Below are 17,754 nucleotides of genomic sequence, written 5' to 3' on the forward strand. Positions count from 1 at the left end.
AAACGCCCGGCCTGACAATTGCCAGACCGGGCGTTGCGTTTAGAGCCCATGGGGAAAGCAGGGCATTTGCATGCGAGGCTCCCACCATGACTCCTGAAGCTCGCGATTTAGAGGCTGCGAGCCACTTGGACCTTCTCGAAGACTTCGATCTTGTCACCGACCTTGACGTCGTTGTAGCTCTTGACGCCGATACCGCATTCCATGCCTGCACGTACTTCGGCAGCGTCGTCCTTGAAGCGGCGCAGGGATTCCAGCTCGCCTTCAAAGATAACGATGTCTTCGCGCAGAACACGAATCGGACGGTTACGGTAGACAGTGCCTTCCAGAACCATACACCCTGCGATCGCGCCGAATTTCGGCGAGCGGAACACATCGCGGACTTCGGCGATACCCAGGATATTCTCCCGGACGTCGCTGCCAAGCATGCCGGTGAGGGCTTTCTTGACGTCTTCGATGATGTCGTAGATCACGTTGTAGTAACGCATGTCCAGACCTTCCTGCTCGACGATCTTGCGCGCGCCGGCATCGGCACGCACGTTGAAGCCGAACAGTACAGCGTTGGAGGCCAGTGCCAGGTTGGCGTCGCTCTCGGTGATACCACCGACACCGCCACCGACCACGCGCACTTGCACTTCGTCGTTACCCAGACCGTTCAAGGCGCCGTTCAACGCCTCGAGGGAACCGCGTACGTCAGATTTGAGGACGATATTGAGCGTCTTCTTCTCTGCCTGACCCATGTTCTCGAAGATGTTTTCCAGCTTGCCAGCGTGAGCACGGGCCAGTTTGACTTCGCGGAACTTGCCTTGACGGAACAGAGCCACTTCACGGGCTTTCTTCTCGTCCGACAGCACGCTCATCTCGTCGCCAGCGTCCGGTGTACCGTCAAGACCCAGGATCTCGACCGGAATCGAAGGACCTGCTTCTTTGACCGGCTTGCCGTTCTCGTCGAGCATGGCGCGGATGCGGCCGAAGTTCGAACCGACCAGCACCATGTCGCCCTGACGCAGCGTACCGTCCTGAACCAGAACAGTAGCGACCGGGCCACGACCCTTGTCCAGACGGGACTCGACAACAACACCACGACCAGGGGCCGACGGGGTTGCCTTGAGTTCCAGAACTTCGGCCTGCAGCAGAACAGCTTCCAGCAATTCGTCGACGCCAGTACCCATCTTCGCGGAGACCGAAACGAAAGGCGTATCACCGCCCCACTCTTCGGACGTCACGCCATGGACCGACAGCTCGCTGCGGATACGATCGAGGTCAGCACCAGGCTTGTCGATCTTGTTCACCGCAACAACCAGCGGAACGCCAGCCGCGACAGCGTGCTGAACAGCTTCGATGGTCTGAGGCATCACGCCATCGTCAGCTGCAACAACCAGAATCACGATATCCGTTGCCTTGGCACCACGAGCACGCATGGCGGTAAACGCGGCGTGACCCGGGGTGTCGAGGAACGTGACCATGCCGCGCTCGGTTTCAACGTGGTAGGCACCGATGTGCTGGGTGATGCCGCCGGCTTCGCCAGCTGCAACCTTGGCACGACGGATGTAGTCGAGCAGCGAGGTCTTACCATGGTCGACGTGGCCCATTACGGTCACAACCGGTGCACGGGAGAACGACTCACCTTCGAACTTCAGCGATTCAGCCAGGGAATCTTCCAGAGCGTTGTCGCTGACCAGCGTGACCTTGTGGCCCAACTCTTCAGCGATCAACTGGGCAGTTTCCTGATCCAGTACCTGGTTGATGGTCACCGGGGTGCCCATCTTGAACATGAACTTGATGACTTCAGCGGCCTTGACCGACATCTGTGCCGACAATTCGCCGACAGTGATGGTCTCGCCAATGGCAACGTCACGGATGACCGGGCCGGTAGGGCTCTGGAAACCATGCGCGTTACGCTTCTTCAGCTTGCCCTTGCCACGACCACCACGACGGAAGCTGTCGCTTTCCTCGTCGGTAGTGCGAGGAGCAACGCGAGGGGCCGGAGCCTTCTCCTTGACCGAAGCGCGATGCGGAGCGTTTTTACGCTCGCCGTCGCCGCCACGGGCGTTGCGGTCGTCAGCACGAGGCTTGTCAGGGCGACGCTGTTCGTCACGCTTGCGAGCATCGGCAGAAGGCGCGGCGCTGGCCGGTGCCGGAGCAGCGGCTGGCGCTGCTTCGCGCACAGGCTCGGCGGCGGCAACAGGCTCGGCAGCAGCCGGAGCCGACTGGCTGGCAGCAGGCTGGCTGCGCGCATCTTCTTCAGCGCGACGCTTGGCTTCTTCTTCAGCCTTTTGACGGGCGGCGTTTTCTACCGCACGGCGTTCATCCATCTCGCGCTTGCGCTCGGCTTCGATCTCTTCCGGGCTACGCTGCACAAAGACTTTCTTCTTGCGCACTTCAACGCTGATGCTCTTGCTGCCAGCAACGCGCAGGGTGCTGGTGGTCTTGCGCTGCAAGGTAATCTTGCGAGGCTCTTCCACCTTGGCCTTGTGACCGCTTTTCAGGTGCGTCAACAAGGCTTGTTTTTCGTTATCGGTCACAACTTGCTCGGCGGCGGTGTGCGGCAGACCTGCCTCACGCATCTGCTGTAACAGGCGCTCTACCGGTGTGTCGACCACTTTGGCCAGTTCTTTCACCGTGACTTGCGTCATGCACTTCTCTCCTCAGGCCGCGCCCAATTACTCGAACCAGTGGGCTCGGGCGGCCATGATCAACTTGCCGGCACGATCATCGTCAATGCCGTCGATGTCGAGCAGGTCATCTATAGACTGCTCGGCCAGGTCTTCGCGGGTAATTACGCCGCGCACCGCCAGTTCCATCGCCAAATCCTTGTCCATACCCTCAAGCGAGAGCAGGTCTTCGGCCGGATGGGCGTCTGCCAGCTTTTCCTCTGTAGCGATGGCTTTAGTCAACAAACGATCCTTGGCACGAGCGCGAAGCTCGTTGACGATGTCTTCGTCAAAGCCGTCGATGTTGAGCATTTCTTCCAACGGTACGTAGGCAATCTCTTCCAGGCTGGTGAAGCCTTCATCAACCAGCACCTGTGCCAATTCTTCATCGACTTCGAGCTCTTCGATGAAGTTGCGCAGGATGTCACCGGTTTCAGCTTGCTGCTTGGCCTGGATGTCCGATTCGGTCATTACGTTCAGGGTCCAGCCAGTCAGCTGACTTGCCAGACGCACGTTCTGACCGCCACGACCAATAGCCTGGGCCAGGTTGTCCGCTCCCACTGCGATATCCATTGCATGCGCGTCTTCATCTACGATGATTGCCGCTACTTCTGCAGGGGACATTGCATTGATCACGAACTGCGCCGGGTTATCGTCCCAAAGAACGATATCCACACGCTCGCCACCCAGCTCGCCGGAAACAGCCTGAACTCGCGAACCGCGCATGCCGATACAGGCACCTTGCGGGTCGATTCGTTTATCCTTGGAGCGAACAGCGATTTTCGCACGAGAACCCGGGTCACGGGAGGCAGCCATCACCTCGATGAGACCTTCGGCAATTTCCGGCACTTCAATGCGGAAAAGCTCGATCAGCATCTCTGGCGCAGTACGCGACAGGATCAGCTGAGGGCCACGGTTTTCGGTGCGAATTTCCTTCAGCAGAGCACGGACGCGAACACCGACCCGGAAAGTTTCCCGGGAAATGATGTCTTCACGAGCCAGCAAGGCTTCGGCATTGTTACCCAGGTCAACGATGACATTGTCACGTGTAACCTTTTTAACAGTACCAGAAATGATTTCACCCAGACGCTCGCGGTAGGCATCGACTACCTGAGCACGCTCGGCTTCGCGAACTTTCTGCACAATGACTTGCTTGGCGGTCTGCGCCGCGATACGACCGAATTCGATGGAATCGATTTTTTCTTCGATCAGGTCGCCTGCAACAGCACCCGGCTTTTTCGCCTGGGCCTGATCAACAGCCAATTCGTAAGCAGGATCGTCCAGATCTTCGTCTTCGACAACTGTCCAGCGACGGAAAGTCTCGTAGTTGCCTGTCTGGCGATTGATCTCTACACGCAGTTCTACTTCATCTTCAAAACGCTTCTTGGTAGCGGTGGCCAGAGCCAGCTCCAGCGCTTCAAAAATGACACTAGCCGGAACGCCCTTTTCATTGGACACCGACTCAACAACCAGCAGTACTTCTTTGCTCATCGTACGCCTCGCCTTTCGCAAGCCATTGGATCCGCGGGATCCGCAGTAACCGGCACGTCTCAGTCAAACGTGGGAATAATGTTGGCCTTGTCGATCATGTCGATCGGCAACAGGAACTCATGGTCTTCAACCTGCACCACGACATCCTGCTCCTCCACCCCGCGGAGAAGGCCTTGAAAGTTGCGTCGACCTTCGAAAGGTGAACGCAGCTTTATTTTCACTTGTTCCCCGGCGTACGAAGCAAACTGCTCAATAGTGAACAGCGGGCGCTCCATGCCAGGAGAAGATACTTCAAGGGTGTACTCGGTGCTGATTGGATCTTCTACGTCCAACACACCGCTGATCTGGCGACTGACGATTGCACAGTCGTCGACCAGAACGCCCCCTTCCTTGTCGATATAAATGCGCAGCACCGAATGCTTGCCCTGGGAACTGAAATCGATTCCCCAGCATTGGTAGCCAAGGGCCACGACCACTGGGGCCAACAAGTCCTGCAACTGTTCTAGCTTGCTCGACACCTGAACCCCCTCGTGCATGCTTTAGAAATAAAAAAATGGGCAAAAGCCCATCCCTGAAAACGCCGCTGAACATCGACGTCATGTACTGTCCAGCTAACAAAAAGCCCCTTAAAAGGGGCTCCGCTAAAACTGGTTGCGGGGGCTGGATTTGAACCAACGACCTTCGGGTTATGAGCCCGACGAGCTACCAAACTGCTCCACCCCGCGACAAAGCTGGGGCGGAAGTATACGACCGATCCATTGCTGGGTCAATCCAACATCCACCTACAAGAAAGCCCGCTAGTGCGGGCTCTCCTGTTAATTGGTACCGAGAAGGGGACTCGAACCCCTACACCCTATGGGCACAACCACCTCAAGGTTGCGTGTCTACCAATTCCACCACCTCGGCATTACAACTCTTTTTGGCGACCTCACGAACATCGCCGAATTCTGTATTACTTCTTCTCTGGGGCTTGAGGTACGTCAGCTGGAACAGCGGCTGGCTTTTGCCCTTCGAGAACCGGTACATCATCTGCTGCCGGCTTTTGCTTCACTTCCAGTACTGCCGGGTCTGGCAAACCTACCTGAGTCAGCTGTTGAGCTTTCTCTTTAGCAAAGTAACCTAACCCCAAGCTGGTTATGAAAAAACATGCCGCAAGTATAGCAGTAAACTTACTGAGAAAGGTAGAGGTTCCTTGACCTCCGAAGACAGTATTTGATGCACCTGCTCCGAACGACGCGCCTGCGTCGGCACCTTTACCCTGCTGCAGCAATACCAGAGCGACAACGCCCAGAGCGCCCAACAGGTGAAAAACGATTACGACTGTTTCCAGCATTTTTTCAGTTTCCCGCGGCGCGACAGATCGCACCGAACTCATCTGCATTCAGGGAAGCTCCACCAATGAGCCCCCCATCGATATCCGGCATGCTGAAGAGCTCGACCGCATTGGCCGCCTTCACGCTGCCGCCATAGAGAAGTCGCACGCCTTGTGCGACTTCGGCATTCTCTTTTGCCAGTTGCGCACGGATGGCTGCGTGCACTTCCTGCGCTTCCTGAGGCGAAGCAGTCAATCCGGTGCCAATGGCCCAGACCGGCTCGTAGGCAATGACGGCGTTGACCAGTGCATTGACGCCAAACTCGGCGATAACACTGTCCAGCTGACGCCCTACCACTTCAAGCGTTTGCCCCGCCTTGCGCTCTTCCAGGGTTTCACCTACGCAAAGCACAGGTGTCAGACCTTTCGCCTGGATTGCCGCAAACTTTTTGTTCAGAACATCATCCTGTTCGCCAATCAACTGACGACGCTCGGAGTGCCCGACAAGTACCAGCTTGCAACCTGCATCAGCCAGCTGGCTAGATGCAACTTCACCCGTCAGCGCGCCCTGCTCAGCCTGAATGGCTGCGTCCTGCGCACCGACGATGATCGACGTGGCCTTGAGCCCATCGACCACCTGACAGGTAAACAGACTGGCAGGCATCACGGCGATATCGACGCTGCCTGGCAACGACTGCTTGCACAAACCCTCGATCAGCTCAGCGACGCTGGCGCGGGTACCGTGCATTTTCCAGTTACCAGCTACCATTGGGCGACGCATGCTACACCTCGTGGGTCAAAGTGGGCGCAGATGTTACCCAACAGTTCCGACACTGGCAAGCCGAAATCAGGCGCAAACTTCAGTAACCAGTTTTGCGAGTTCTTCGGCGTACGCCCTGACCTGCGTTTCGTCCTCGCCTTCGACCATGACGCGCACCAACGGCTCGGTACCCGATTTGCGCAGCAGCACCCTGCCACGCCCGGCCATCTGCTCGGTGACACGGGCGCAGGCTTCCTTGACCGACGGATGCGAAACCGGGTCAACACCCGACCCGGCGAAGCGGACGTTGATCAGGATTTGCGGGCACTTGCGCAATTTCAGACGCGCTTCGGCCAGGCTTACACCACTGCGACGCAGGGCCAGTATCACCTGCAATGAGGCGATAATCGCGTCACCGGTGGTAGCGTGCTGGAAACAGACTATATGACCGGAGTTTTCACCGCCAATCTGCCAGTTGCGCTCGAGCAGTTCGGCGATCACATAACGGTCACCGACATTGGCCCGAACAAAGGGAATGCCCTGCTCGGCCAGGGCCAGTTCAAGCCCCAGGTTACTCATCAATGTGCCGACGACGCCGCCCTGCAAGCGACCCCGCTCATGCAGGTCGCGGGCGATGATGTAGAGCAATTCGTCGCCATCGACGATGGTCCCGGTGTGATCGACCATCAACACGCGGTCGCCGTCACCGTCGAAACCGATGCCCATATCCGCATGCTCGGCAAGCACGGCCGCCTGCAGGGCTTCCATGTGCGTGGAGCCGCAGTCCTTGTTGATGTTGAGCCCGTCAGGTTGCGCGGAAAGCACCACGACCTGCGCGCCCAGCTCACGAAATACGTTGGGCGCCACCTTGTAGGTCGCACCGTGGGCGCAGTCGATGACGACCTTGAGGCCGGCGAAGTCGGTGCTGGTAGGCACGCTGCTTTTGCAGAATTCGATGTAACGCCCGGCCGCATCGTTGATCCGCGAGACCTTGCCGAGGTTCTCGGACTCGGCAACGGTCATCGGCGCATCGAGCAGCTCTTCGATCATCATCTCGATCTCGTCAGGGAGCTTGGTGCCCTGACCGGAGAAGAACTTGATGCCGTTGTCGTAGTGCGGGTTATGCGAGGCGCTGATGACGATGCCTGCCTCGGCATGGAAGGTACGTGTCAGGTAGGCGATGGCCGGTGTCGGCATCGGGCCCAGCAAGAGAACGTCGGCACCCGCAGCAGAAAGGCCGGCCTCCAGGGCGGACTCGAACATGTAGCCGGAGATGCGCGTGTCCTTGCCGACGAGAATCCGGCAGGCGCCCATCTTGCGAAACGCCATGCCGGCGGCCCAACCCAGTTTCAGCATGAACTCGGGAGTGATCGGGAATTGCCCTACACGACCGCGAATGCCGTCGGTTCCGAAATATTTTCTGCTAGTCATGGATGCCCCACTGTTGTTATTCAGCTGCTTCGACAGCTGCGATCATGCGCACCACGTCAGCCGTTTCGGCGACATCATGCACACGTAGAATTCTTGCCCCTTTGGCCATCGCCAGAACCGCCAGGGCGAGCCCGCCGGACAGACGCTGGTCGACGGGACGCCCCAGCACAGCACCGATCATGCTCTTGCGCGAAACACCCACCAGCAAAGGCCGGCCGAGCGCATGCAGCGCTTCCATATGCTTGAACAGGCTCAGATTGTGCTCCAGTGTCTTGGCAAAGCCAAAGCCCGGATCAAGAATGATCTGCTGCTGACCGATGCCTGCAGCGACGCACTGCTTCATGCGCTCAGCCAGGAAGGCACAGACCTCGCCCACCAGGTCATCGTAGTGCGGGTCATTCTGCATGGTTCCGGGCTCGCCCAGCATATGCATGAGACAGACCGGCAAACCGGTGCTTGCGGCCGCCTCAAGCGCGCCTGGGCGCTGCAGCGAGCGAACGTCGTTGATGAGCCCGGCACCCAGCCCAGCCGTCGCCAGCATGACCTCAGGCGTGGAGGTATCCACCGAGATGATCACATCCAGCTCGCGCGCGATGACCTCGACAAGCGGGGCCACACGTTCGACCTCTTCCGATGCAGAGACTGGACGCGCACCCGGCCGCGTTGACTCACCACCGATATCGATAAGCGTCGCGCCTGCCTGCACCATTGCCTCGGCATGACGCAGCGCAGCATCGAGCTGGCTGTAGCGGCCGCCGTCGGAAAATGAGTCTGGGGTTGCGTTGAGGATGCCCATCACGTGCGTATGGGCCAAATCAAGAACCCGGTTGCCGCAAGGCAACCGGGTTGGATACAGCGCAGATGTCATGTCAGACCTTAGTGCTCGGCAGCAGGACCGCCAATCGGAGTTTCCGGACGAGGGTCAGGCGTGATCGGAGTACCGTTGGTACCCGAACCACCACCCCAGTCACGCGGCTCGCGCGGAGTACGACCGGTCATGATGTCGTCGATCTGGTCGGCATCAATGGTTTCATACTTCATCAGCGCGTCAGCCATCGCTTCCAGCTTGTCGCGATTGTCCGTCAACAACTGCTTGGCGGTGCCGTAGCAGTGATCGATGATGCTGCGCACTTCGGAGTCGATAAGCTTGGCAGTATCGCCGGAAACACTGGAGTTCTGGCTACCGCCGCGCCCCAGGTAACCTGCATCTTCATCTTCCGAGTACATCAGCGGGCCGAGCTTTTCAGACAGACCCCACTTGGTGACCATGTTCCGGGCGATCTGGCTGGCACGCATGATGTCATTGGAGGCACCGGTTGTGACGCCATCGAAGCCCAGGGTCATTTCTTCCGCAATACGACCACCGTACAGCGAGCAGATCTGGCTGATCAACGCACGCTTGGACAGGCTGTAACGGTCTTCTTCCGGCAGGAACATCGTCACACCCAGCGCACGACCGCGCGGGATGATGGAGACCTTGTAGACCGGATCATGCTCTGGCACCAGACGACCGACGATAGCGTGACCCGCCTCGTGGTAAGCCGTGTTGCGCTTTTCCTTGTCGGACATGACCATCGATTTGCGCTCGGCGCCCATCATGATCTTGTCCTTGGCCAGTTCGAACTCTTTCATCTCTACAACGCGCTTGCCGGAGCGAGCAGCGAACAGCGACGCTTCGTTGACCAGGTTAGCCAGGTCCGCACCGGAGAAGCCCGGCGTACCGCGAGCGATAACGCCCGGGTTGACGTCTTCGCCCATTGGCACCTTGCGCATGTGAACCTTGAGGATCTGCTCGCGGCCACGAATGTCTGGCAGACCTACAACCACCTGGCGGTCGAAACGACCTGGACGCAGCAGCGCCGGGTCCAGTACGTCAGGGCGGTTGGTTGCGGCAATGACAATGATGCCGTCATTCATTTCAAAACCGTCCATCTCGACCAGCAACTGGTTGAGAGTCTGCTCACGCTCGTCATGACCACCGCCCATGCCGGCGCCACGATGGCGACCGACCGCGTCGATTTCGTCAATGAAGATGATGCATGGCGCGTGTTTCTTGGCTTGCTCGAACATGTCGCGAACGCGGCTCGCACCAACACCCACGAACATCTCGACGAAGTCGGAACCGGAGATCGTGAAGAACGGAACCTTGGCTTCGCCGGCAATGGCCTTGGCGATCAGCGTTTTACCGGTACCCGGAGGGCCGACCATCAGCACGCCGCGCGGAATCCGACCGCCCAGGCGCTGGAACTTGCCCGGATCGCGGAGGAATTCGACCAGCTCGCCCACTTCTTCCTTGGCTTCGTCGCAACCGGCAACGTCAGCCAGGGTCGTCTTGACCTGATCTTCTGACAACAGACGCGCCTTGCTCTTGCCGAAGCTCATCGGGCCGCCCTTGCCGCCCGCCCCGCCCTGCATCTGGCGCATGAAGAACATGAACACCGCGATGATCACCAGTATCGGGAAGCTGGCCACCAGCAACTGGGTCCAGATGCTCTGCTGCTCAGGCTGCTTGCCTTCGATCACGACGTTATTGCTGACCAGATCACCGATCAGGCCATTGTCCGGGATGTTCGGGCGGATGGTCTTGAAGGTGTCGCCATCGCTGCGCTTGCCCGTAATGACGTAGCCGTCTACAGAAACCTTCTCGACCTTGCCATCCTTGACCTGCTGGATGAACTCGGAATAGTTGAGGTTCTGCGGCTCGTTCGGGCTGGAGAAGTTGTTCATCACCGTCACAAGGACAGCCGCGATGATCAACCACAGGATCAAATTCTTTGCCATATCGTTCAATTAGCTACCCTCTGAAGCAAGCTCCACGCAGCAAGCGTGCCTCGCATGATATTCACCGGCCTAACTTACTACAGAACCTACAGATGCGGCAGACACCGTCTGTAACCCTTTGTGAAACTTTGACAACATAATGTTCAGTCATGCTGCATCGGTAACGCCATTTGAAAAAAGCTATCGCGCCTTGTCAAAAACGTTCGATGCTGGCCGCGCCATCAATTCCGCGAAAGCCGCGAGCCAGCAGGTATTGCTCGCGTGACCTGTCGCGGGACGACGACGGTTTGCGCATCTGCACCTTGTCGAACAGCTTGCGAATGTCCTTGTGGTAGACATCGAAGCCTTCACCCTGGAAGACCTTGATCAGAAAATCGCCACCGGGACGCAGTACCCGACCGGCAAGATCGAGCGCCAATTCGCAGAGAAACATTGCACGCGGCATATCTACAGCGCTCAATCCACTCATATTGGGGGCCATATCGGAAATCACAAGGTCTACCTGCGTATTACCGACTGCCTCGAGGATCTGCTCAAGAATCGCATCCTCGGTAAAATCCCCCTGAATGAAGGTCACGTCGGGGATGCTGTCCATTTCAAGGATGTCGGAAGCGATCAGACGACCTTGACCGCCGATCAGACGACTGGTCACTTGTGACCAGCCTCCCGGCGCTGCGCCGAGGTCGATCACGGTCATGCCCGGACGGATGAGTTTGTCCTTTTCCTGGATCTCGAGCAGCTTGTAACTGGCGCGCGAACGGTAGCCGTCCTTCTGCGCCATTTTGACGTACTTGTCGTCGAAGTGTTCTTTGAGCCAGTTATGGCTTGTCTTGGAACGGGCCACGGGGCACCTCAAAAATAAACGAGTCGTGATTAACTGGGCGGTCCCGGACTCGCTCGGGTAAACTGGCCGCCGCTTTTAAAAGATCAGACGCAGAGGTCAGATTATGCCGCTCACTCCAGAGCAGAAGAAACAATACAAATCCATTGGCCACCATCTGAAACCGGTATTGATCGTGGCTGACAATGGTTTGACTGAAGGTGTACTTGCAGAGCTTGAACGCGCACTGAGCGATCATGAGCTGATCAAGATCAAGCTCAACATCCTCGACCGCGAAAGCCGTCTCGGCGCCATCGCAGAATTGTGCAAGGCCGGTTCTGCCGACCTGGTTCAGGTCATCGGCAAAATGGCGTTGATCTATCGCAAGAACCCAAAGGTAAACAAGCAACTGTCCAACGTCCACCGCGCGCACGGATAAAAACAGAAGTCAGGGCCGCCAAAAGCGCGCCCTGACTCTTTTTTGCCGCCGAAAGCGCCCGTAAAAACGGGCGCCAGCATCAGATATGACGCACTTCGATGATTTCGTACTCGATAACGCCGCTGGGCGTTTTCACCACGACGACGTCACCCTCTTCCTTGGCAATCAAGGCACGGGCAATGGGCGAACCCACTGAAATCTTGCCTTTCTTGATATCCGCTTCGTCCTCACCCACGATCTGATAGACCACACTTTCGTCAGTCTCGACGTTGGCGATTTCGACTGTCGTGCCGAAAATCACCTTGCCGGTGTGCGGAATCGTCGTGACGTCGATGATCACAGCGTTCTGCATGCGGCCTTCGATATCACGAATACGCGCCTCGACCATCCCCTGCTGCTCGCGGGCAGCATGGTATTCGGCGTTTTCCTTGAGGTCGCCCAGTTCGCGCGCAGTACCGATGTCCTGGCTCAACTTGGGACGGACCACCTTGGTCAGGTGGGTCAGTTCTTCTTCCAGGGCGCGAGCGCCCTGGACGGTCATTGGGTATTTGATCATGCCTTCAATCCTGCATGGAGATCCTGCAAGCGACGTACAGTCTTCTCCGGACCGAACTTGAGCGCTTCACAGATCGCTTCGCCTGCTGCAATGGTAGTGGTGCAGTAAATCTTGTGCTGCAGGGCGTTGCGACGGATGGAGTAGGAATCCGCAATCGACTGGCGACCTTCGGTGGTGTTGATGATCAGAGTGACTTCGTCATTCTTGATCATGTCGACCACATGCGGACGGCCTTCGGTCACCTTGTTGACGCGACGCACTTTCAGGCCCGCCGCTTCGATCAGCTTGGCAGTGCCTGCGGTGGCGACGATCTCGAAGCCGAGATTGATGAGGTCACGAGCGACCGCTTCAACCAGGGGCTTGTCATCGTCACGTACGCTGATGAACGCGGTACCGCCAGTCGGCAGCACTTCGCTTGCGCCCATCTGGGCCTTGGCAAACGCTTCGCCGAAGGTATCACCCACACCCATCACTTCACCGGTCGATTTCATTTCCGGGCCGAGGATCGGGTCAACACCAGGGAATTTGGCAAACGGGAACACTGCCTCTTTCACGCTGTAGAAGTTCGGAATGATTTCCTTGGTGAAATTCAGCTCTTTCAGGGTTTTGCCTGCCATCACGCGGGCAGCGATCATTGCCAGGGAAACACCGATGCACTTGGAAACGAACGGCACGGTACGCGATGCACGCGGGTTGACTTCAATGACGTAGATGTCTTCGCCCTGAAGCGCCAGCTGCACGTTCATCAGGCCGACAACGCCCAGCTCCAGTGCCATCTTCTTGACCTGCTCGCGCATTTCGTCCTGGATGTGAGCCGGCAGCGAGTACGGCGGCAGCGAGCACGCGGAGTCACCGGAGTGAACGCCCGCCTGCTCGATGTGCTGCATGATCGCACCGATCACCACGTCAGTACCGTCGCAGACCGCATCGACGTCCATCTCGATTGCGCAGTTCAGGAAGTGGTCCAGCAGCACCGGGCTGTCGTTGGACACCTGAACCGCTTCGCGCAGGTAACGCTTGAGCTCGTCTTCCTGGTAAACGATTTCCATCGCACGGCCACCCAGTACATAGGACGGACGCACCACCAGTGGATAACCGATCTTCGCTGCGGCACGAATCGCTTCGTCTTCGCTGCGCACAGTGGCGTTTGGCGGCTGACGCAGGTTCAGACGCTCGACCATGTGCTGGAAGCGCTCGCGGTCTTCGGCACGGTCGATGGCATCAGGGCTGGTGCCGATGATCGGTACGCCGGCGGCTTCAAGAGCACGCGCCAGTTTCAGAGGCGTCTGGCCACCGTACTGGACGATCACACCTTTCGGCTTCTCGACACGGACGATTTCCAGCACGTCCTCCAAGGTGACAGGCTCGAAGTACAGACGGTCCGAGGTGTCGTAGTCAGTGGACACGGTTTCCGGGTTGCAGTTGACCATGATGGTCTCGTAACCGTCTTCACGCAGTGCCAGCGCGGCGTGTACGCAGCAGTAATCGAACTCGATACCCTGGCCGATGCGGTTCGGCCCACCACCCAGGATCATGATCTTGTCACGAGTCGAAGGGTTGGCTTCGCACTCTTCCTCGTAGGTCGAGTACAGGTACGCGGTGTCGGTTGCGAACTCGGCTGCGCAGGTGTCGACGCGCTTGTAGACCGGGAACACTTCGAGCTTGTGACGGTGCGTGCGCAGGTTCTTCTCGGTAACGCCCAGCAGCTTGGCCAGACGCGCGTCGGAGAAGCCCTTGCGCTTGAGACGGAACATGACTTCGCGGTCGATCGCCGACAGCCCCAGAGTCTTGATCTTCTCTTCGTCCTTGATCAGGTCTTCGATCTGCACCAGGAACCATGGGTCGATCATGTTCATGGCGAAGATTTCTTCGACCGTCATGCCGGCGCGGAAGGCATCGGCGACGTACCAGATACGCTCGGCGCCCGGCACGGTCAGCTCGCGCTTGAGCGTGCTCATGCTTTCCGGATGACTCAGGTCCAGCTTCGGATCAAGACCGCACACACCGACTTCCAGGCCGCGCAGGGCTTTCTGCAGGGATTCCTGGAAGGTACGGCCGATGGCCATGACTTCACCGACCGACTTCATCTGAGTGGTCAGACGCGCATCGGCCTTGGCGAATTTCTCGAAGGCAAAGCGCGGCAGCTTGGTGACGACGTAGTCGATCGACGGTTCGAACGACGCCGGGGTCTTGCCGCCAGTGATTTCGTTCGACAGCTCGTCGAGGGTGTAGCCCACTGCCAGCTTGGCGGCAACGCGGGCGATCGGGAAGCCGGTCGCCTTGGAGGCCAGTGCCGAGGAGCGCGATACACGCGGGTTCATCTCGATGACGACCATGCGGCCGGTGTTCGGGCAGATGCCGAACTGGACGTTGGAGCCACCGGTTTCAACGCCGATCTCGCGCAGCACTGCCAGCGAGGCATTACGCAGGATCTGGTATTCCTTGTCGGTCAGGGTCTGTGCCGGCGCCACGGTGATCGAGTCACCGGTGTGCACACCCATCGGGTCGAAGTTTTCGATCGAGCAGACGATGATGCAGTTGTCCTTTTTGTCGCGGACAACTTCCATTTCGTACTCTTTCCAGCCGATCAGCGATTCGTCGATCAGCAGTTCCTTGGTCGGCGACAGGTCCAGACCACGGGCGCAGATTTCTTCGAACTCTTCACGGTTGTAAGCGATACCGCCGCCGGTGCCACCCATGGTGAACGACGGACGGATGATGCAAGGGAAGCCGAGCTTTTCAAGAACCGCGTTGGCTTCTTCCATGCTGTGCGCGATGCCGGAGCGCGGGCACGCCAGGCCGATGGACTTCATCGCCTTGTCGAAGCGCGAACGGTCTTCTGCCTTGTCAATGGTGTCAGCGTTGGCGCCGATCATTTCGACACCGAACTTCTCCAGAACGCCTTCGCGCTCAAGATCCAGTGCGCAGTTCAGAGCGGTCTGGCCGCCCATGGTTGGCAGCAGTGCGTCCGGACGTTCTTTTTCGATGATCTTGGCAACGGTCTGCCACTTGATCGGCTCGATGTAGGTGGCGTCGGCCATGGCCGGGTCGGTCATGATGGTGGCCGGGTTGGAGTTCACCAGGATGACGCGGTAACCCTCCTCACGCAGAGCCTTGCAGGCCTGGGCGCCGGAGTAGTCGAATTCACAGGCCTGGCCGATCACGATGGGGCCGGCGCCGAGAATCAGGATGCTTTTAATATCTGTACGTTTTGGCATGGGTTGTCACTCAAATCCGCAGGTCAGTCGGCAAGCCGTCTTGAACATTTGTCTGAGGTGGCCTGGGCGGCAGCGACCGGACACTGAGTCCGGGGCCGCCCTGGGCACCTGCGTATTACAGTCTCAAGGCAACCGGTCAGCGGCGCTTGGCCATGGCTTCGATAAAGCGATCGAACAAAGGCGCGACGTCGTTCGGGCCCGGACTCGCTTCAGGGTGACCCTGGAAGCTGAATGCGCTCTTGTCGGTCAGTTCGATACCCTGCAGGGTGCCGTCGAACAGCGACTTGTGAATGGCGCGAACGTTGCTCGGCAGGGTTGCCTCATCCACCGCAAAACCGTGGTTCTGGCTGGTGATCATGACCACACCGGTGTCCAGATCCTGGACCGGGTGGTTGGCACCGTGGTGGCCGTGGCCCATCTTCACCGTCTTGGCACCCGCGGCCAGAGCCAGCAACTGGTGACCGAGGCAGATGCCGAACACTGGAATGTCGGTTTCCAGCACTTCCCTGATCGCCTTGATGGCGTAATCGCACGGCTCCGGGTCACCTGGGCCGTTGGACAGGAAAACGCCGTCCGGCTTGTAGGCGAGCACTTCACTGGCAGGCGTTTGCGCCGGCACCACGGTTACGCGACAACCGCGCTCGACCAGCATGCGCAGGATGTTGACCTTGACGCCATAATCGTAGGCGACCACGTGATAAGGCAGCTCGGAGGCGGAGATTTCAGGATGGCTGTCGGTTTTCAGATCCCAGACGCTGGAGCGCCACTCGTAGGTGTCCTTGGTGCAGACTTCCTTGGCCAGGTCCATGCCCTTGAGGCCCGGGAAGCCGCGGGCAGCGGCGATGGCTGCCTCTTCGGTGATGTTATCGCCGGCCAGGATGCAGCCGTTCTGGGCGCCTTTCTCACGCAGGATGCGGGTCAGGCGACGCGTATCGATGCCAGCGATGGCAACGACGTTGTTGGCTTTCAGGTAATCACCGAGGGACAGCTTGTTACGCCAGTTGCTGGCGACCAGAGGCAGGTCGCGAATGACCAGGCCGGCGGACCAGACGCGATCCGACTCTGCGTCTTCAGGGGTGGTGCCGGTGTTGCCGATATGCGGGTAAGTCAGGGTAACGATCTGCTGGGCGTAGGAAGGATCGGTAAGAATTTCCTGATAGCCTGTCATTGCGGTGTTGAACACCACCTCACCAACGGTCTGACCGTCGGCTCCAATGGCTTCGCCGCGAAAAATGCTGCCATCAGCAAGGGCGAGTATGGCTGGCTTAGTCAAGAAGACCTCCCGTAAATAAAACCTGAAAGGGCGATCGCAGGCTGCAAAAAAGCGGAATGACGTAGTTACGTCACCCCGCTTTCTTATGGAATCATCTGCGCGCTTTTAGTGGACACACTAAAGCTGTAGCTTACAGAAAAGGCCCATTTTGGTCTACCACCAATGAGCCTGAAATGCGGGGAAATGCGACAGGGCCACGAATGGCCCTGTATGAAATCAATGCAGACCCAACACATCCTGCATGTCGTAAAGCCCTGGTGCCTTGCCGTCGAGCCACATTGCAGCCCGCACAGCACCCTTGGCGAAGGTCATGCGACTGGACGCCTTGTGCGTGATCTCGACCCGCTCACCGTCCGCGGCGAACAGCACGGTGTGATCACCCACTATGTCACCGGCACGAAGGGTCGCAAACCCGATGGTCTGACGATCACGCGCACCGGTCTGACCTTCACGGCCGTAGACCGCGACTTTTTCCAGATCGCGACCCAGCGCATTGGCAACCACTTCACCCATGCGCAAGGCGGTGCCGGACGGCGCATCAACCTTGTGCCGGTGGTGCGCTTCGGTGATTTCGATATCGACCTCATCACCCAGAACGCGCGCAGCGGTGTCGAGCAGCTTCAGACACAGATTCACGCCGACACTGAAATTGGCAGCAAAGACGATGGGAATGTCTTTGCCCGCCTCTTCCAGACGCTGCTTTTCTTCCGCGCTGAAACCAGTGGTGCCAATAATCATCGCCTTGCCTGCCTTGCGACAGAACGCCAGATTTTTCAGCGTCACCGACGGGTGGGTAAAGTCGATCAGGACGTCGAACTCGTCCGCTACCTTTGCCAGATCGCCCGACAGCGGCACACCGATACGACCCAGCGCAGCCAGTTCGCCCGCATCAGCGCCCACCAGCGTGCTGTCAGGACGATCGATAGCGGCGGTCAACCCGGCGCCTGGCGCCTGCTGAACCGCCTCGATCAAGGTCTTGCCCATACGCCCGGCGGCGCCTACTACAGCAATACGTCGCATGC

The 17,754-nt window shown here is 58.5% G+C and carries 14 protein-coding genes and 2 tRNA genes; 1 reads left to right on the forward strand and 15 read right to left on the reverse strand.

Annotated features, from left to right (window positions below; translation table 11 throughout):
• Positions 1 to 107 precede the first annotated feature (107 nt).
• The 11 genes from infB to rlmE form a co-directional block, all read right to left on the reverse strand.
• A complete protein-coding gene (gene infB, locus KUIN1_RS21780; RefSeq protein WP_024639744.1) occupies positions 108 to 2,633 on the reverse strand; it encodes a translation initiation factor IF-2 in 2,526 nt (841 codons plus the stop codon).
• Between the two features lie 27 nt (positions 2,634 to 2,660).
• Complete coding sequence (nusA, locus tag KUIN1_RS21785) at positions 2,661 to 4,142, reverse strand: transcription termination factor NusA (RefSeq protein ID WP_003340582.1); 1,482 nt, start codon at positions 4,140 to 4,142, stop codon at positions 2,661 to 2,663.
• Positions 4,143 to 4,201: 59 nt separating this feature from the next.
• On the reverse strand, positions 4,202 to 4,660 hold the full coding sequence (rimP, locus tag KUIN1_RS21790; protein WP_002555126.1) for a ribosome maturation factor RimP: 459 nt from the start codon (positions 4,658 to 4,660) through the stop codon (positions 4,202 to 4,204).
• Between the two features lie 130 nt (positions 4,661 to 4,790).
• Positions 4,791 to 4,867: transfer RNA gene (locus tag KUIN1_RS21795), tRNA-Met, on the reverse strand.
• A gap of 95 nt (positions 4,868 to 4,962) precedes the next feature.
• Positions 4,963 to 5,048 (reverse strand) — tRNA-Leu (locus KUIN1_RS21800).
• A 46-nt stretch (positions 5,049 to 5,094) separates the two neighbouring features.
• Complete coding sequence (secG, locus tag KUIN1_RS21805) at positions 5,095 to 5,475, reverse strand: preprotein translocase subunit SecG (protein WP_003313628.1); 381 nt, start codon at positions 5,473 to 5,475, stop codon at positions 5,095 to 5,097.
• Between the two features lie 4 nt (positions 5,476 to 5,479).
• Positions 5,480 to 6,235, reverse strand: coding sequence for a triose-phosphate isomerase (gene tpiA, locus KUIN1_RS21810; protein WP_011268882.1), 756 nt, complete (start codon positions 6,233 to 6,235; stop codon positions 5,480 to 5,482).
• A gap of 66 nt (positions 6,236 to 6,301) precedes the next feature.
• Positions 6,302 to 7,645, reverse strand: a complete 1,344-nt coding sequence (gene glmM, locus KUIN1_RS21815) for a phosphoglucosamine mutase (protein ID WP_011268883.1) — start codon at positions 7,643 to 7,645, stop codon at positions 6,302 to 6,304.
• A gap of 16 nt (positions 7,646 to 7,661) precedes the next feature.
• A complete protein-coding gene (gene folP, locus KUIN1_RS21820; protein ID WP_024639746.1) occupies positions 7,662 to 8,513 on the reverse strand; it encodes a dihydropteroate synthase in 852 nt (283 codons plus the stop codon).
• Positions 8,514 to 8,521: 8 nt separating this feature from the next.
• Complete coding sequence (gene ftsH / locus KUIN1_RS21825; RefSeq protein WP_003313633.1) at positions 8,522 to 10,426, reverse strand: ATP-dependent zinc metalloprotease FtsH; 1,905 nt, start codon at positions 10,424 to 10,426, stop codon at positions 8,522 to 8,524.
• A 193-nt stretch (positions 10,427 to 10,619) separates the two neighbouring features.
• A complete protein-coding gene (gene rlmE, locus KUIN1_RS21830) occupies positions 10,620 to 11,270 on the reverse strand; it encodes a 23S rRNA (uridine(2552)-2'-O)-methyltransferase RlmE (RefSeq protein WP_003313635.1) in 651 nt (216 codons plus the stop codon).
• A 103-nt stretch (positions 11,271 to 11,373) separates the two neighbouring features.
• On the opposite strand from rlmE, the gene KUIN1_RS21835 reads away from it, so the two are divergent.
• On the forward strand, positions 11,374 to 11,685 hold the full coding sequence (locus tag KUIN1_RS21835) for a YhbY family RNA-binding protein (protein ID WP_003340569.1): 312 nt from the start codon (positions 11,374 to 11,376) through the stop codon (positions 11,683 to 11,685).
• A gap of 79 nt (positions 11,686 to 11,764) precedes the next feature.
• Here KUIN1_RS21835 and greA read toward each other — a convergent pair whose 3' ends face one another.
• The 4 genes from greA to dapB form a co-directional block, all read right to left on the reverse strand.
• Complete coding sequence (gene greA / locus KUIN1_RS21840) at positions 11,765 to 12,241, reverse strand: transcription elongation factor GreA (protein WP_003400161.1); 477 nt, start codon at positions 12,239 to 12,241, stop codon at positions 11,765 to 11,767.
• On the reverse strand, positions 12,238 to 15,459 hold the full coding sequence (gene carB / locus KUIN1_RS21845; protein WP_152092286.1) for a carbamoyl-phosphate synthase large subunit: 3,222 nt from the start codon (positions 15,457 to 15,459) through the stop codon (positions 12,238 to 12,240). Before carB ends, greA begins: the two co-directional genes overlap by 4 nt.
• A gap of 136 nt (positions 15,460 to 15,595) precedes the next feature.
• Positions 15,596 to 16,732 carry a glutamine-hydrolyzing carbamoyl-phosphate synthase small subunit gene (carA, locus tag KUIN1_RS21850; RefSeq protein WP_152092287.1) on the reverse strand — a complete coding sequence of 379 codons (1,137 nt, stop codon included), beginning with the start codon at positions 16,730 to 16,732 and terminating at the stop codon, positions 15,596 to 15,598.
• 216 nt (positions 16,733 to 16,948) lie between these two features.
• Positions 16,949 to 17,752 (reverse strand): 4-hydroxy-tetrahydrodipicolinate reductase, encoded by an 804-nt coding sequence (gene dapB / locus KUIN1_RS21855; protein WP_003400159.1) that lies wholly within the window; start codon positions 17,750 to 17,752, stop codon positions 16,949 to 16,951.
• Positions 17,753 to 17,754 lie beyond the last annotated feature (2 nt).

This window comes from Pseudomonas sp. KUIN-1, from assembly GCF_009176725.1.
In the GTDB taxonomy this organism is placed as follows: Bacteria; Pseudomonadota; Gammaproteobacteria; order Pseudomonadales; family Pseudomonadaceae; genus Aquipseudomonas; species Aquipseudomonas fragariae.

Bases quoted from the DNA above. Each gene is read 5' to 3' on its own strand.
- dapB (WP_003400159.1), bottom strand. From the start codon at position 17,752: ATGCGACGTATTGCTGTAGTAGGCGCCGCCGGGCGTATGGGCAAGACC.
- glmM (WP_011268883.1), bottom strand. From the start codon at position 7,645: ATGACTAGCAGAAAATATTTCGGAACCGACGGCATTCGCGGTCGTGTA.
- infB (WP_024639744.1), bottom strand. From the start codon at position 2,633: ATGACGCAAGTCACGGTGAAAGAACTGGCCAAAGTGGTCGACACACCG.
- nusA (WP_003340582.1), bottom strand. From the start codon at position 4,142: ATGAGCAAAGAAGTACTGCTGGTTGTTGAGTCGGTGTCCAATGAAAAG.
- ftsH (WP_003313633.1), bottom strand. From the start codon at position 10,426: ATGGCAAAGAATTTGATCCTGTGGTTGATCATCGCGGCTGTCCTTGTG.
- secG (WP_003313628.1), bottom strand. From the start codon at position 5,475: ATGCTGGAAACAGTCGTAATCGTTTTTCACCTGTTGGGCGCTCTGGGC.
- tpiA (WP_011268882.1), bottom strand. From the start codon at position 6,235: ATGCGTCGCCCAATGGTAGCTGGTAACTGGAAAATGCACGGTACCCGC.
- carB (WP_152092286.1), bottom strand. From the start codon at position 15,459: ATGCCAAAACGTACAGATATTAAAAGCATCCTGATTCTCGGCGCCGGC.
- folP (WP_024639746.1), bottom strand. From the start codon at position 8,513: ATGACATCTGCGCTGTATCCAACCCGGTTGCCTTGCGGCAACCGGGTT.
- greA (WP_003400161.1), bottom strand. From the start codon at position 12,241: ATGATCAAATACCCAATGACCGTCCAGGGCGCTCGCGCCCTGGAAGAA.
- KUIN1_RS21835 (WP_003340569.1), top strand. From the start codon at position 11,374: ATGCCGCTCACTCCAGAGCAGAAGAAACAATACAAATCCATTGGCCAC.